The 13,920-nt window shown below is 70.4% G+C and carries 13 protein-coding genes and 1 tRNA gene; 5 read left to right on the top strand and 9 right to left on the bottom strand.

Going from position 1 to position 13,920, the window contains the following annotated elements:
• Positions 1-3: 3 nt before the first annotated feature.
• The 6 genes from RMT89_RS38700 to ehuB all read right to left on the bottom strand — a co-directional run bounded on the left by RMT89_RS38700 (position 4) and on the right by ehuB (position 4,196).
• Positions 4-77, bottom strand: a tRNA-Lys gene (locus tag RMT89_RS38700).
• 180 nt (positions 78-257) lie between these two features.
• Complete coding sequence (locus RMT89_RS38695) at positions 258-1,016, bottom strand: IclR family transcriptional regulator C-terminal domain-containing protein (protein WP_315888445.1); 759 nt, start codon at positions 1,014-1,016, stop codon at positions 258-260.
• Between the two features lie 151 nt (positions 1,017-1,167).
• A complete protein-coding gene (gene ehuA / locus RMT89_RS38690) occupies positions 1,168-1,929 on the bottom strand; it encodes an ectoine/hydroxyectoine ABC transporter ATP-binding protein EhuA (RefSeq protein WP_315888446.1) in 762 nt (253 codons plus the stop codon).
• Positions 1,930-1,948: 19 nt separating this feature from the next.
• The gene (gene ehuD / locus RMT89_RS38685; RefSeq protein ID WP_315888444.1) at positions 1,949-2,599 is read right to left on the bottom strand and encodes an ectoine/hydroxyectoine ABC transporter permease subunit EhuD; all 651 of its coding nucleotides are present in this window, start codon (positions 2,597-2,599) and stop codon (positions 1,949-1,951) included.
• Positions 2,596-3,294 (bottom strand): ectoine/hydroxyectoine ABC transporter permease subunit EhuC, encoded by a 699-nt coding sequence (ehuC, locus tag RMT89_RS38680; RefSeq protein WP_315888443.1) that lies wholly within the window; start codon positions 3,292-3,294, stop codon positions 2,596-2,598. Before ehuC ends, ehuD begins: the two co-directional genes overlap by 4 nt.
• Complete coding sequence (gene ehuB / locus RMT89_RS38675; protein WP_315888442.1) at positions 3,291-4,196, bottom strand: ectoine/hydroxyectoine ABC transporter substrate-binding protein EhuB; 906 nt, start codon at positions 4,194-4,196, stop codon at positions 3,291-3,293. Before ehuB ends, ehuC begins: the two co-directional genes overlap by 4 nt.
• A 47-nt stretch (positions 4,197-4,243) precedes the next feature.
• On the opposite strand from ehuB, the gene RMT89_RS38670 reads away from it, so the two are divergent.
• Positions 4,244-4,738, top strand: a complete 495-nt coding sequence (locus tag RMT89_RS38670; protein WP_315888441.1) for a DUF3830 family protein — start codon at positions 4,244-4,246, stop codon at positions 4,736-4,738.
• Here RMT89_RS38670 and RMT89_RS38665 read toward each other — a convergent pair.
• Together RMT89_RS38665 and RMT89_RS38660 are read right to left on the bottom strand one after the other, a co-directional pair.
• Positions 4,719-6,095: an amidase gene (locus tag RMT89_RS38665; RefSeq protein WP_315888440.1), complete on the bottom strand. Its 1,377-nt coding sequence runs from the start codon at positions 6,093-6,095 to the stop codon at positions 4,719-4,721. The genes RMT89_RS38670 and RMT89_RS38665 overlap by 20 nt on opposite strands.
• 22 nt (positions 6,096-6,117) lie before the next feature.
• Positions 6,118-7,065 carry a D-2-hydroxyacid dehydrogenase gene (locus RMT89_RS38660; RefSeq protein WP_315888439.1) on the bottom strand — a complete coding sequence of 316 codons (948 nt, stop codon included), beginning with the start codon at positions 7,063-7,065 and terminating at the stop codon, positions 6,118-6,120.
• A gap of 133 nt (positions 7,066-7,198) precedes the next feature.
• Here RMT89_RS38660 and RMT89_RS38655 point away from each other — a divergent pair, with 133 nt between their 5' ends.
• From RMT89_RS38655 to RMT89_RS38645, 3 genes are all read left to right on the top strand, one after another.
• Complete coding sequence (locus tag RMT89_RS38655; protein ID WP_315888438.1) at positions 7,199-7,987, top strand: aspartate/glutamate racemase family protein; 789 nt, start codon at positions 7,199-7,201, stop codon at positions 7,985-7,987.
• Positions 7,984-8,715, top strand: coding sequence for an aspartate/glutamate racemase family protein (locus RMT89_RS38650; RefSeq protein ID WP_315888437.1), 732 nt, complete (start codon positions 7,984-7,986; stop codon positions 8,713-8,715). The genes RMT89_RS38655 and RMT89_RS38650 overlap by 4 nt, the downstream gene beginning before the upstream one ends.
• A gap of 74 nt (positions 8,716-8,789) precedes the next feature.
• Entirely contained in the window at positions 8,790-9,869 is a 1,080-nt protein-coding gene (locus tag RMT89_RS38645) for an LLM class flavin-dependent oxidoreductase (protein ID WP_315888436.1), read from the top strand.
• Here RMT89_RS38645 and RMT89_RS38640 read toward each other — a convergent pair.
• Positions 9,857-11,707, bottom strand: a complete 1,851-nt coding sequence (locus tag RMT89_RS38640; RefSeq protein ID WP_315888435.1) for an EAL domain-containing protein — start codon at positions 11,705-11,707, stop codon at positions 9,857-9,859. The genes RMT89_RS38645 and RMT89_RS38640 overlap by 13 nt on opposite strands.
• A 353-nt stretch (positions 11,708-12,060) precedes the next feature.
• On the opposite strand from RMT89_RS38640, the gene RMT89_RS38635 reads away from it, so the two are divergent.
• Entirely contained in the window at positions 12,061-13,419 is a 1,359-nt protein-coding gene (locus tag RMT89_RS38635) for a M6 family metalloprotease domain-containing protein (RefSeq protein WP_315888434.1), read from the top strand.
• Positions 13,420-13,920 lie beyond the last annotated feature (501 nt).

The following is a 13,920-nucleotide window of genomic DNA, read 5'->3' as shown; positions in this document are numbered from 1 at the left end:
CTGTGCGCCGCCAGGGACTCGAACCCCGGACCCGCTGATTAAGAGTCAGCTGCTCTAACCAACTGAGCTAGCGGCGCATGACTCACACCAACCGCTCGTTTTGATGTCTCGCGGCTGGCGACGAAGAAAATACTACCTGGTCCGAGGGGCTGCTCCGAACCAAGGGCAAGTGCACCTACCTAGGGGCGCGGGGCTGTATCGATATGCGGCTCCGCCGCGTGGGCGCGACCAGCCCCCACCGGGCCCGCACCCGAACCCTAGATCGCCAGCGACAGAAGAACAGGCGCCGCATTCCGATTCAAGGCGTCCGCGGCCTGCCGCAACCGATGCGCATGCTCCACCGGCAACGACAACGCCAGGCACCCGACGGAGGACCCCGCAGTGATCGGCACCGCCGCACACACCGTGCCCACCGCATACTCCTGAAGGTCCAGAACCGGCACCGTGGGCGGCTGAGCCTCCAGCCGGGACAGGAGCAGCTTGTCGCTGGTGATGGTCCGCGAGGTGAGTCGCGCCATCTTGTGCCGGGACAGATGATCACGCCGACCGTTGTGGTCGAGCTGCGTGAGCAGGCTCTTGCCGACCGCCGTCGCATGCGCCGAGTAACGGAAGTCCACCCACTCGTTCACCGCCGGCGCGTCCGGGCCGTCGGCGTACTGGGTGACCTTCACCTCACCGTCGACATACCGGCTGATGTACACCGCCGCGCCGACCGAGTCGCGCAGCCGGTCCAGGGTGTGCTGGAGCTTGTCGCGCAGCGCGGCCTCCCGGTCCTGCGCCGAGCCCAGCCGGGTCAGCGCCTCGCCGGTGACATAGGCGCCGTCGGTGATCTGCTCGACGTACCCCTCGCGGCGCAGCATCCTCAGGAGGCTGGTCAGGCGCTCCGGGCTGAGGGTGGTGTGCCGGGCGAGTTCGACGTCGGTGATTCCGGTGGTGTGCCGTGCCACGGTCTCCAGGACGCGCAGGGCGTCCTGGGCCGAGTGGTACGGCGCGGTCGGCTCGTGCTTCAGCGCCACGGTTTCCCCCTGGGCCTGATTCCAGTCAGCCAATCGTCTCCACGATAGCCGCCAAGAGGCTTGTAGTGAGCGGTTGTTGACAAGATACCGACGCCGCAAGCTGCGGTGATAACCCTCTGGCATATGACATCGCCATGACCTGGGTACCGGGTCAGAGCACCGCGCTGAGGAATTCCCGGGTCCGGTCGTGCTCGGGTTCACTGAAGATCTTCTCCGGGGCGCCGGCCTCGATGACCCGACCGGAGTCGAACATCAGTACCTGGTCCGAGATGTCGCGGGCGAAGTTCATCTCGTGGGTCACACAGAGCATCGTGATGTCGGTGGAGCGGGCGATGTCCCTGAGGACGTCGAGGACGCCCGCGACCAGCTCCGGGTCCAGGGCCGAGGTGACCTCGTCCAGGAGCAGCACCTGCGGCCGCATGGCCAGCGCCCGGGCGATGGCCACCCGCTGCTGCTGGCCGCCGGAGAGCTGGGAGGGGTGCTTGTCGACGTGGTCGGTGAGGCCGACCAGCTCCAGCAGGTCCCGGGCCCGTTCCTCGGCCGCGTCCTTGGACATGCCGAGCACGGTGACCGGGGCCTCGGTGATGTTTCTGAGGACCGTCATGTTCGGGAACAGGTTGAACTGCTGGAAGACCATCCCGATCTTCTTGCGGACCTCGCGGACCTGCTTCTCCGGCGCCGGGAAGAGCCGCTCCCCGTCGACGGTGATCGTGCCCTCGTCGGGCTTGGTCAGCGTCATCAGCAGGCGCAGGATCGTGGTCTTGCCCGAGCCGGACGGACCGATCAGCGTGACGTGCTTGCCGGCCTGGACCGAGAAGTCGAGGTGGTCGAGGACGGTGTTGTCGCCGAACCGCTTGGTGACCTGCTCCAGCCGGATCAGCTCGCCGTTGGAGCGCTTGTCCGCCGGGTTCATGTCGGGACTGTGCTGGATGTCAGTGGACAAGGCGTCGCTCCAGGGCTCGCAGAAGAAGGGAGGCCAGGTAGGAAATGACGATGAAGGCCACGCCGATCACCGTCAGCGGCTCGGTGAACTGGAACTGCTCCTGGGAGAACAGCCGCGCCTGGCCGAGCATGTCGAGGACCGTGATCGCCATCAGCATCGGCGTGTCCTTGAGCATCGCGATCACGTAGTTGCCGAGCGCCGGCACGACCCGCCGGATCGCCTGCGGCAGGATCACCGCGGTCCAGGTACGGGTGAGCGGCAGGTTCAGCGCCGTCGCGGCCTCCCACTGGCCGACCGGCACCGCCTCGATACCGGCCCGGTAGACCTGCATCGTGTACGTCGAGTAGTGCAGCCCGATGGCGAAGACACCGGTGGTCAGCGCGGAGAAGGTTACGCCCCACTCGGGCAGTACGGAGAAGAGGAAGAACAGCTGCACCAGCAGCGGGGTGTCGCGCACGAACTCCGTGACCATCCCGACCGGCCAGCGCACCCAGCGGCTCGGCGTCCGCATCAGCAGCGCCCACACCAGACCGAGCGCGAAGGAGATCAGCGAACCGAGCGCCAGAGCCTGCAGGGTGACCAGCAGTCCGTCCCAGAAGTGCGGCATGAAGTCACCGACCGCTCCCCAGTCCCACGTCATGACACACCACCGCCCACCGGCTCAGGTACGACGACCTTCTTCTCGGGCTGCTTGCCCACACCGGCCTTCAACCGCTTCTCCAGACCCCGCATGATCCGCGTGAGCAGGAACGCGATCACGAAGTAGATGAGCAGGATGTACGTGTAGATCTCCGCGCTCTCCTGGAGCGCCAGGCGCACCAGGTTGCCGCTGAAGGCGAGGTCGCCCATGCCCATGACGGACACCAGGGCGGTGCCCTTGAGCAGCTCGATCAGCAGGTTGGAGAAGGGCGGGATCATCTCCGGCACCGCCTGCGGCAGCAGGATCAGCCTCATCCGCTGCCAGGGCGTGAAGCTGAGCGCGATGCCGCCCTCCTTCTGCGCCGGGTCGACCGCGGTCAGCGCGCCGCGCACGATCTCCGAGCCGTAGGCGCCGTAGGTGAGTCCGAGGGCGAGCGTGCCCGCCCACAGGGGCACCAGCTGCCAGCCGAAGGCGGGCGGCAGCACGAAGAACACCCAGAAGATCATCACCAGCGCCGAGGTCCCGCGGAACACCTCGGTGTAGAAGCCCGCGAGGAAGCGGACGATCCACAGCCGGTGGGTGCGGGCGATGCCGACCACGAACGAGACCGCCGTGGCCAGCAGCGCGCTGAGGACCAGCAGTTGGACGGTGACCCAGACGCCCTTGAGTACGAGTTCCCAGAGTCCCGAAGTCATCCGCCGCACAGCTCCTTCGCGGTCAGCTCGGTCATCTCCGCCTCGGTGAAGCCGAACGGCTTGAGGATGCGCAGCAGTTCGCCGCTCTTCTTCAGCTTGTGCAGCTCCACGTTGAAGGCGTCCCGCAGCTTGGTCTCGGTGGGCCGGAACGCGAACGCGCCGCCGTCGACACGGGGTTTGCCGTCGACGATGGGCCTGAAGGCCTTCGTCGCCTCGGCCTTGCCGGACTTCTTCACCACCTCGCGGGTGGTCAGCGCCGTCCCCGCGAAGACGTCGACCCGGCCGGCCTCGACCGCGTTCAGCCCCGCCACCTGGTCCGGGACGATGAGGATGTCGCTCTCCTTGTACCCGGCCTCGACCGCGTACTGGATCTCCGCGTACCCGGTGCCGGTCGCGAACTTCACCTTCTTCTCGACGACGTCCCGGTAGTCCTGCAGGCCCTTGGGGTTGCCCTTGCGCACGATGAACGAATCGAGCATCTGATAGTCGGGATCGGCGAAGATGACCTGCTCACAGCGCTCGGGATTGACGTACATCCCGGCCGCGACGACATCGAACTGCTGCGAGTTGAGCCCGGGGATCAGTGAGCCGAACTCGGTCGGCACGGGCTGCACCCGGTCCACGCCGAGCCGCTTGAAGATCACCTTCGCCAGCTCGGGGGCCTCGCCGGTCAGCTCGCCGTTCTTGTCGATGTAACCGAAGGGAATCTCGCCCGCGATCCCGAGCCGTACGACACCAGCCGCCCGCAGTCGTTCGAGCAGCTCGCCGCCGTCCTTCGTGGAGGCCGTGGCCACCCGTGAGCAGCCGGCCGCGCCCAGCGCACCGAGCGCCGCCACCCCCGCGAGCAGCGATCGGCGCGTGGGCCCGGATATGTGTTTCCCATGTTCCAGTGGTGGAGCCATGGCGGCGCGGCTACCCGAGAGCATGCGATGTATGCACCCTGGTTTGCATGACTGATCGGTTCATCGAGGTCTCGCTCGTGAAGCGGGACATCCACTGCACGGCGAAACTCCTGGACGACCGCGCACCGGTCACCTGCGCGGCAGTCTGGGACGCCCTCCCGCTCAGCGGGGACGTCTACCACGCCAAATACGCCCGCAACGAGATCTACGCCCTCTTCCCACCCTTCGCCGACACCGAGCCACCCCTGGAGAACCCGACCGTCACCCCGATCCCCGGTGACCTTTGCTACTTCGCCTTCGCGGGCGCGGAACTGGGCACCAAGGCCTACGGCTACGACCGTGAGGTCCGCCCCGGCACCACCCTGGTCGACCTGGCCCTGTTCTACGAGCGCAACAACCTGCTGCTCAACGGCGATGTGGGCTGGGTGCCCGGCATCGTCTGGGGGCAGGTGGTGGAGGGCCTGCCGGAGATGGCGGACGCGTGCAACGACCTCTGGCGCTCGGGCGCCGCGGGAGAGACCCTCAGCTTCCGTCGGACATGAGCGCGTGCGCCGCCCGCAGCACCAGATCGTCCCGGTGCCGGGCGGCCACGATCTGCAGGCCCACCGGCAGTCCGTCCCCGTCGGTGCCGACGGGGACGGTGGCGGCCGGCTGCTGGGTCATGTTGAAGGGGTACGTGAACGGCGTCCACCCCGTCCAGCGGCGGTGCCCGGAGCCCTTGGGCACCTCGGCGCCCGCCTCGAACGCGGTGATCGGCAGGGTGGGGGTGACCAGCAGATCGCAGGAGTCGTGGAAGCGGCCCATCCGGCGGCCGAGTTCCATCCGGACGTCGACGGCGGCCAGATAGTCAAGGGCGCTGTAGCGGGCGCCGAGCGCGCAGATCTCGCGCAGGCCGGGGTCGAGCAACTCCCGCTGGTGCGGCCCGAGATGCTGGGTCACCCGGGCGGCGCCGCTGAACCACAGGGTGTGGAAGGCGTCCACCGGGTCGGTGACATCGGGGTCGGTCTCCTCCACGTACGCGCCGAGCCCCGCGAGCCGTTCCACCGCCCGCCGCACCGCCGAGGCGACCGCGGGACGCACCGCCACCTGACCGCCGAGCGAGGGCGAGTACGCCACCCGCAGCCCGCGCACACCGCCGGTGAGCCCGTCGGTGAAGGAGCCGGACACAGGACCGAGCGCCGACCAGTCCCGGGAGTCCGGGGCCCCGATGACGTCCAGCATCAGCGCCGCGTCGGCCGCGTCCCGGGTCATCGGCCCCACATGCGCCAGCGTCCCGAACGCGCTCGCGGGATACAGCGGCACCCGGCCGTAGGTGGGCTTCAGCGCGAAGATCCCGCAGAAGGACGCGGGGATACGGACGCTCCCGCCGCCGTCGGTGCCCAGGGCCAGCGGTCCCGCGCCGAGCGCCACGGCCGCGGCGGCCCCGCCGCTGGAACCGCCCGCCGTGCGCGTCGGGTCCAGCGGATGCCGGGTGACGCCGGTCAGCGGCGAGTCGGTGACGCCCTTCCAGCCGAACTCCGGGGTGGTGGTCTTGCCGAGGAAGACGGCGCCGTGCGCGCGCAACCGGGCCACGGAGGGCGCGTCCTCGTCCCAACTCCCCTTCTCAGCAATGGACTTGGAGCCCTTGAGGGTGGGCGCGCCCCGCATCAGCAGTATGTCCTTCACGGTGACCGGGACCCCGTCCAGCAGCCCGGCCGGCTCCCCGCGCCGCCACCGCTCGGCCGACTCACGGGCCCCCGCCAGCGCCTGCTCGGCGGTGATCCGCACGAACGCGTTCACCTCCGGCTGGATCAGCTCGGCCCGCTCCAGCGCCGCGCGCGTGGCGTCCACCGGGCTGAACGCGCCCGTGCGGTATCCGTCGAGGAGTTGTACGGCGGTCAGTCCCGTCAGGTCGGTCATGCGCCCTCCAGCCGTGGGAAGTTCAGCGTCCTGGCACGTACCCGCGTTGCTTGTCGACCGCGTTCGGCAGGGTTCTGCCCGCCTCCCAGCGCTCGTACAACTCCACGAACTGCGCCGCGAGTTCGTCGCGCCAGCCGATGGTGTCGCCGCTCATGTGCGGGGACACGACCAGCCCGGGCAGCCCCCACAACGGACTCTCGGGGCCGAGGGGTTCATGCGCGAACACATCCAGCGCGGCGCCCGCGATCCACCGCTTGGAAAGCGCCTCGACCAGCGCCTCCTCCACGACGAGCGGCCCGCGCCCGACGTTGATGAACCGCGCGGAGGGCTGCATCATCCCGAACCGGCGGGCGTCGAACATGCCGGACGTCTGCTCGGTCAGCGGTGCGGCGGCGATGATCCAGTCGGCGCGGGCGATCAGCCGGTCCAGGTCCTCGGGGCCGTGGATGCCGGTGCGCGGGACCCGGCCGACGAGTGCGGAGGTGACGCCGAGGGCCTTGAGGGTACGGACGATGGCCCGCCCGATGGGCCCGGAGCCGACGACACAGGCGCGGGTACCGGCGAGCCGCCGCGACTCGCGGTGCCGCCAGATCTTCTGCCCCTGGAGTTCGAGCGTCCGCGGCAGGTCCTTGGCCATCGCCAGGACGAGGGCGGCGACGTACTCGGCGATGGGCTCGTCGAAGATGCCGCGCGCGTTGGTGACCACGGTGTCGGACGCGGCGAGTTCAGGACACATCAGGTGATCGACACCGGCGCTCGCGGTGTGCACCCAGCGGGGCCGGGGCCCGTCGCCGGGCCAGGCGTGCCGCACGGCGTGGGAGGTGAAGTCCCACACGAGAAGGACATCGGCGTCGGGCAGCTTCGCCGCGAGGGTGGTGGGGTCCGCGTGCTCGATCCGCGCCCGTCCGGTGAGCCGTCCGAGCCGGGGAAGCGGGTCGGCGTCCAGGACGAGCAGCGTGGGGGTGGTCATGCCGTTCCTTCGGTCGGGACCGGGCGTCTGACATGCGCGGATTGACCACGCTCGCACCCGAATCTACCTTCGTCAACACGGACGCCTGCACCGTCCGCAGTTCCCATATCTCCTCGCGAGGGCGGTGCCTGCGATGGACGTGTCCTTTCTCGGCGGTCCCCGGCCGCAGCGCGGTGTCGGTGTGGTCGCTCCCTTCGACTTCGCCCTCGACCGTGAGCTGTGGCGCTGGGTCCCGGACGAGGTGTCCCTGCATCTGACCCGCACGCCGTACGTGCCGGTCGAGGTCAGCCTGGACCTCGCCCGGCTGGTGAGCGAGCACGAGACGCTCGCCGAGGGTGTGCGGACCCTGATCGCCATCGCCCCCGAGGTGGTGGCCTACGCCTGCACCTCGGGCAGTTTCGTCGGCGGCGTCGCGGGCGAGCGAGCGATGTGCGAGGCGATGACGAGGGCCGGCGCGGTGCCCTCGGTGACCACCTCCGGGGCGCTGCTGGAGGCGCTGGCCGACCTCGGCGCGCGCAGGGTGGCGCTGGTGACGCCGTACACGGTGTCGGTGACCCGGTCGCTTCAGGAGTACGTGGCCGAGGGGGGCGTCAGGGTGACGGGGTGCGCGTTCATGGGGCTGACGCGGCACATATGGAAGGTGCCGTACCGCGATGTGGTGGACATGGCGCGCAGGGCGGTGCGGCGCGGCGCGGACTGTCTGTTCATCAGCTGCACCAACCTGCCGACGTACGACGTGATCCCGCAACTGGAGGCGGAGCTGCGGATACCGGTGATCTCGGCCAACCAGGTGACGATGTGGGCGGCCCTGCGTCGGCTGGGTACCCGAGCGGTGGGACCGTACCAGGCACTGATCGACCCGGCGGCCCGTAGCGGTCCCGCACTTCCGGACGTGGAACAGCAGCAGGAAGGTTCGACATGACGGCACTCGGATTCCTCTACCCGGGCCACTCCGCCGAGGACGACTATCCACGCATCGAGCAGCTTCTGGGCAGCGACATCCGGGTGGACCTGGTGCACACGGACATCGGCGAGGACGCGCACCGGGTGGACGCGCTCAAGGAGATGGGCTCCGCGGAACGCCTGGCGGCGGGCGTGGAACAGCTCCGCCTCACGGGCGCGGAGGCGGTGGTCTGGGCGTGCACGAGCGGCAGCTTCGTCCACGGCTGGGAGGGCGCCCACGACCAGGTCCGCACCCTGGCCCGTACGGCGGGCATGCCGGCCTCCTCGACGTCCTTCGCCTTCGTGCACGCGGCGGCGGAGCTGGGTGTGCGCCGGGTGGCGGTGGGCGCGACCTACCCCGGCGCTGTGGCGGAGCTGTTCGCCGACTTCCTGCGGGCGGGCGGCGCGGAGGTGGTGTCGGTACGGGGCTCCGGCATCATCACGGCGGCCGAGGTGGGGGAGTGGACGGAGGAGGACGTCCTGGCCCTGGCCCGTCAGGCCGACGACGACACCGCGGAGGCGGTCCTGCTCCCGGACACGGCCCTGCACACGGCGGCCGTGATCCCCACCCTGGAGAAGGAACTGGGCAAACCCGTCCTGACGGCGAACCAGGTCACCGTCTGGGAGGCCCTTCGCCTGACGGACCGCAGGGTGAACGCCCCGGCGCTCGGATCACTGTTCACCCGGGAGCCGATCGTGCAGGTGTGAGGGAATAAACCGGAGCCACCCTCCTGTTACCGCCGGACAAGAACGTCGCGGCGTACAACAGGAGGCATCCACCGATGGCGGCAGACGAGATCCGGGGCGCAGTACAGGGCACCGCCCCCGTCCCCCTCTCCGTACTCGACCTGGTCACCGTCGGCGTCGGCGGTACCGCCACCGATGCCCTCAGGACCAGCGTCGAGCTCGCCCGTATGACGGAGTCCCGCGGGTTCCACCGGTACTGGGTCGCCGAGCACCACTCCATGCCGGGCGTGGCCTCGTCCTCCCCGGCCGTGATCCTCGCCCACCTCGCCGCCCACACCTCCCGCATCCGCCTCGGCTCGGGCGGCGTCATGCTCCCCAACCACGCCCCGCTGGTCATCGCGGAGCAGTTCGGCACCCTGGAGGCGCTCGCCCCGGGACGGATCGACCTCGGTCTCGGGCGGGCGCCGGGCACGGACGGGGCCACCGCGGCCGCCCTCCGTCGTACCGACCGGCTCAACGAGGGCGCCGACGACTTCCCCCACCAACTCGCCGAGCTGACCCGTTTCCTCGACGACGACTTCCCGGACGGGCACCCCTACCGCCGTATCCACGCCGTCCCCGGACCGGTCCAGGCGACAGCGCCCGGCGGGGTCCAGAGCCCGCACCGGCCGCCCGTCTGGCTCCTCGGCTCCTCCGGCTTCAGCGCCCGGCTCGCCGGTGCCCTCGGCCTGCCCTTCGCCTTCGCGCACCACTTCTCGGCGCACAACACCATCCCGGCACTCGACCTCTACCGGGAGTCCTTCCAGCCGTCCGAGGTGCTGGCCGCGCCGTACGCCCTGATCGGCGTCTCCGCCCTCGCCGCCGACGACGAGAAGGAGGCCCGGCGCCAGGTGCGGGCCACCGGACTGAACATGGTGCGGCTGCGGACCGGGCGGCCCGGGCTCTTCCCCAGTCCCGAAGAGGCCGAGGCGCATCAGTTCAGCGCGATGGAAGAGGAGTTCATCGCGTCCTGGGGCGCCAACATCGTGCACGGCACCGCCGGCGAGGTCCGCTCCGGACTGGACGACCTCCACAAGCGCACCGGCGCCGACGAGTTGATGATCACGTCCCACGCCCACAGCGGCGCGCTGCGCCTGCGCTCCTACGAACTCCTCGCGGACGCCTACGACTTGTGAGCGGCCGCCTGAACCTCGGGTGAGCGCAGCAACTCGGAGATACGATCCGGCGTCACCGGCCGGGAGTACAGCCACCCCTGGCCGGTGTCGCAGCCGATCCGCCGTAGCCGGGAGGCCTGCGCCGAGGTCTCCACGCACTCCGCGGTCACGGTCAGCCCGAGGCGATGGGCGAGCTCGATCATCGCCTCCACCACGACCTCGTCGGCCGGGTTCGGCGCGATGCCCTCCCCGTCGTACTGGAAGCCCTTGACGAAGGAACCGTCCAGCTTCAGGACGGACACCGGCAGCCGGCTCAGGTACGCCAGGTTCGAGTACCCCGTGCCGAAGTCGTCGATCGCGATGCGGACGCCCATGTCGCTGAGGGCCTGGAGCGCCTGCTGGGGGCGGCCGCCCGAGCCCATCACCGCGGATTCGGTCAGCTCCAGTTGGAGCAGATGCGGTGCGAGGCCCGTCTCCGCGAGGGTCTGGGCGACGTCCGCGACCAGGTCGGAGTCCCAGACCTGACGGACCGCCACATTGACGCTGACGAAGATCGGCGGCTCGTCCGGACGGTCCAGCTGCCAGCGGCGGGCCTGGCGGCAGGCGGTGGCCAGCACCCAGCGGCCCAGCGGGACGATCGAGCCGTCCTCCTCTGCCAGTCCGATGAACCGATTCGGCGTCAGCAGTCCGAACTGCGGGTGATTCCAACGGACGAGCGCCTCGACCCCGCGCAGCCGCCCGTCCTCCATGCACACCAGCGGCTGGTACTCCAGCACGAACTCCCCGCGCTCGATGGCGGGCCGGAGCGTCGAGGCGAGGGCCTGGCGGGTCATACGGTGGGCGTTGCGCTCGGGGTCGAAGAGCGTCCAGCGGTCCTTGCCGTCGGCCTTCGCCCAGTACAGCGTGGTGTCGGCGGCCTGCATCAGCGCGGTGGGGCTGGTCCCGGCGGCGTGCCGCTCCACGACCCCGATCGACGCCGACACCGACAGCCTCCGGCCCGAGATGTCGAAGGGGGCCTGGAGCGCCGTGAGCACCGACTCGGCGAGGTCCGCGAGCTGCTCGGTGCCCGTCGAGTCCTCGACCAGCAGGGCGAATTCATCGCCGCCGAGCCTCGCCACCAGCGGTGTACTCGCCCTGGCGTACCCCGCCTCGTCCGCACACCGCGTCAGCCGTTCCGCTACGGCCGCCAGCAGCCGGTCGCCCACCCGGTGCCCGAGGGTGTCGTTGACCGCCTTGAAGCCGTCGAGGTCGAGATAGCACAGCCCGATCCGCCCGGTGCCGCCCTCCTCGTACGCCTCCGCCTCCAGCGCGGCCGACAGGCGTTCGAAGAACAGCGTGCGGTTGGGCAGCCGGGTCACCGGGTCGTGGTTCTGCAAGTGCCGTAGCCGGGCCTGGAGTTCACGGCGCGCGCTGATGTCGGCGACCGACAGCAGGACCCCGCCGCGCTCCTCGGCGGGCAGCGGCGCGATGGAGACCTGCACCCACAGGCAGTGGCCGTCGGGGTGCTTCAGCCGGCGTGTGCAGCGCAGCCGCGCCTGCCGGCCGCGCAGCACCTCGCGGTACGCGTGCCAGGTACGGGCGTCCGACGTCAGGTCCACCAGATCGGCGGCGATCGTCCCGGCCAGCGCCTGCGGGGAACTGCCGAGGAGGTCGCCGAGGGCCGGGTTGGCGCCGGTGACCAGGCCTTCGCGATCCACGACCGCCATCGCCAGGGGAGAGGCGTCGAAGGCGGACCGGAAAGGCGTGGAGGGTGGCCGGTCGTGCGGACCGGTACGAGAAGGGGACCCTTGATCACTCTCTGTGACAGCCGGCCCGATGAGATCTGCCGCGGGCGCCGGCCCTTCGGACGTTCCGCTCACCGCTCGCTCCCGCAGTGCACTCGGTCTTCGGATGGGTCTCGTCGGGATGCCGACCGACCTGGCGACCGCCGGGCCGGATCCGTGCAGGAAAAGGATCAGGACTGTACAGGATGGGTCAGGAAAGTGTGCCGATCATAGAGGCTGGGTCGGAGGCCTTCCAGCCGGTGTCCAGTGTCCTGGACCGAGCCAACGAACTGACAATTCGTTTCTGCCCGCACCTGGACAGGTTCAGCAGCCCCCCGACCACATGTGACGGTCCGTGAGCGATTCGGGGGTGTCGCCATCGGTCCCCATCACTCGTCCGGTGCAGACAAACAGGGCGTAGTACGACAAATTCCCACAGGCTGGGTGCGGTGTCCCGCGAACCGCTCCCGGAGGTCCACGTGCCGCGTCAGCTCCCGCTCAGGGAACTCACCCGTGCGACGTTCCGGGGACTCGGGGTCCGGCTGCGCGAATGGCCCCGACTGCGCACCACCGCCGCTCTGTTCACCACGATGTCCGCGCTCGCCGCGACCTCCCTGATCTCCGCTCCCTCGGTCGCCGAGCCCTTCTCGTCCGCGCCCTGTGCCCTGAAGCGCACCGACGCCCACCACTCGGAGGGCCTGGACACCTGGAACGCCGCCTACCCGCGCCCGGCCCGTTCGCTGGACGCGGTGATGGTCTTCCTGTCCTTCCCCGACTCTCTCCCGCTGACCAGTCCCGCCGAGCTGGCCGCCGACCACTTCCCCGCCACCAGCCGCTTCTTCGAGCGTGCCTCCTACGGCAGGTTCACCCTGCGCCCGCATCCGCTCCGGGACTGGATCCGGATGCCCCGCCCTTCGACGGCGTACGCCATACAGCGTGACTGGCAGCCCGAGAACCGCAGCGCCTATCTGCGCGATGCCCTCGCCGCCGCCGACAGCCGGGTGGACTTCTCCCGCTACGACATCGTGTACTTCGTCGCCGATCCGGACGCGCCCGGGGTGGACTCCGACGCCACGAAGGTCGTCAACCTGGACACTCCGCTGCGTGCCGACGGCACCGAGATCCGGCGGGTCGTCACGGTGTTCGAACAGCATCCGCCGGACCGGCTGGTGCTGGCCCATGAGACGGGCCATGCCTTCGACCTGCCGGACCTCTACCACCGCCCGGTGGACGGCGGGGGCGACTGGGACACCTATGTCGGCGACTGGGACCTGATGGGCAGCCAGTTCGGGCTGGCACCGGACTTGTTCGGCTGGCACAAGTGGAAGCTCGGGTGGCTGAATCCCCGCCAGGTGACCTGCGTACGGGACCCGGCCGGTGCGCGGCTCACGCTGGAGCCGCTCGGGGCCGGTCCGGGGGTGGCGGTGACGGGCGCGGCCGGGGCGCCGGCCTTCGGGCTCGGGGGCGGGACCAAGCTCGCGGTGGTGCGCACCGGCGCGGACAGCGCGCTCGCCTTCGAGGCGCGCGGCCGCGTCGGCAGCGACGCGGGGGCCTGCCGGGACGGGGTCCTCGTCTACCGCATCCGCAGCGGCGCCGAGTCCGGCCGCGGCCCGATCGAGGTGATCGACGCCCACCCGCGCACCGAGGCCTGCTGGGAGAACTCGGTGTACCCACCCCTCGCGGACGCCCCGGTCGCCCTCGGCGAGAGCTTCACGGTGCCGGGGGAGGGGGTGCGGGTGGAGGTGGAGGGCCGGACTCCGGCGGGGGCGTGGACGGTGCGGATCGTACCCGCTAAGCGTTCTGACTGACGCCCGCAGGGACCCAGGGCAAAGGGGGTGTGGGTGGCGAAGCCCCCACCGCGCGCGGCGCAGCCGCGCAGAAACGCCGACGGCGAGGCGGTTCGCGCTTTCCGCGAACACGCCTCGCCATCGCCATCGTGCGCCGCCAGGGACTCGAACCCCGGACCCGCTGATGCTGCATTCACCGGGGGGTAACCCCCGGACCCCCAGCCGCCCCCGCGGCACTGAGGCGAGCCCGTCCAAAAAGCGAAGGCCCCCCGCACCCGCGAGGGACCTTCACCGCCTGTGCGCCGCCAGGGACTCGAACCCCGGACCCGCTGATGCTGCATTCACCGGGGGGTAACCCCCGGACCCCCAGCCGCCCCCGCGGCACTGAGGCGAGCCCGTCCAAAAAGCGAAGGCCCCCCGCACCCGCGAGGGACCTTCACCGCCTGTGCGCCGCCAGGGACTCGAACCCCGGACCCGCTGATGCTGCATTCACCGGGGGGTAACCCCCGGACCCCCAGCCGC

Source organism: Streptomyces sp. P17 (assembly GCF_032436805.1).
In the GTDB taxonomy this organism is placed as follows: domain Bacteria; phylum Actinomycetota; class Actinomycetes; order Streptomycetales; family Streptomycetaceae; genus Streptomyces.
Note: the sequence above shows the minus strand (reverse complement) of the source record. Positions and strands in the feature narration are given on the sequence as shown.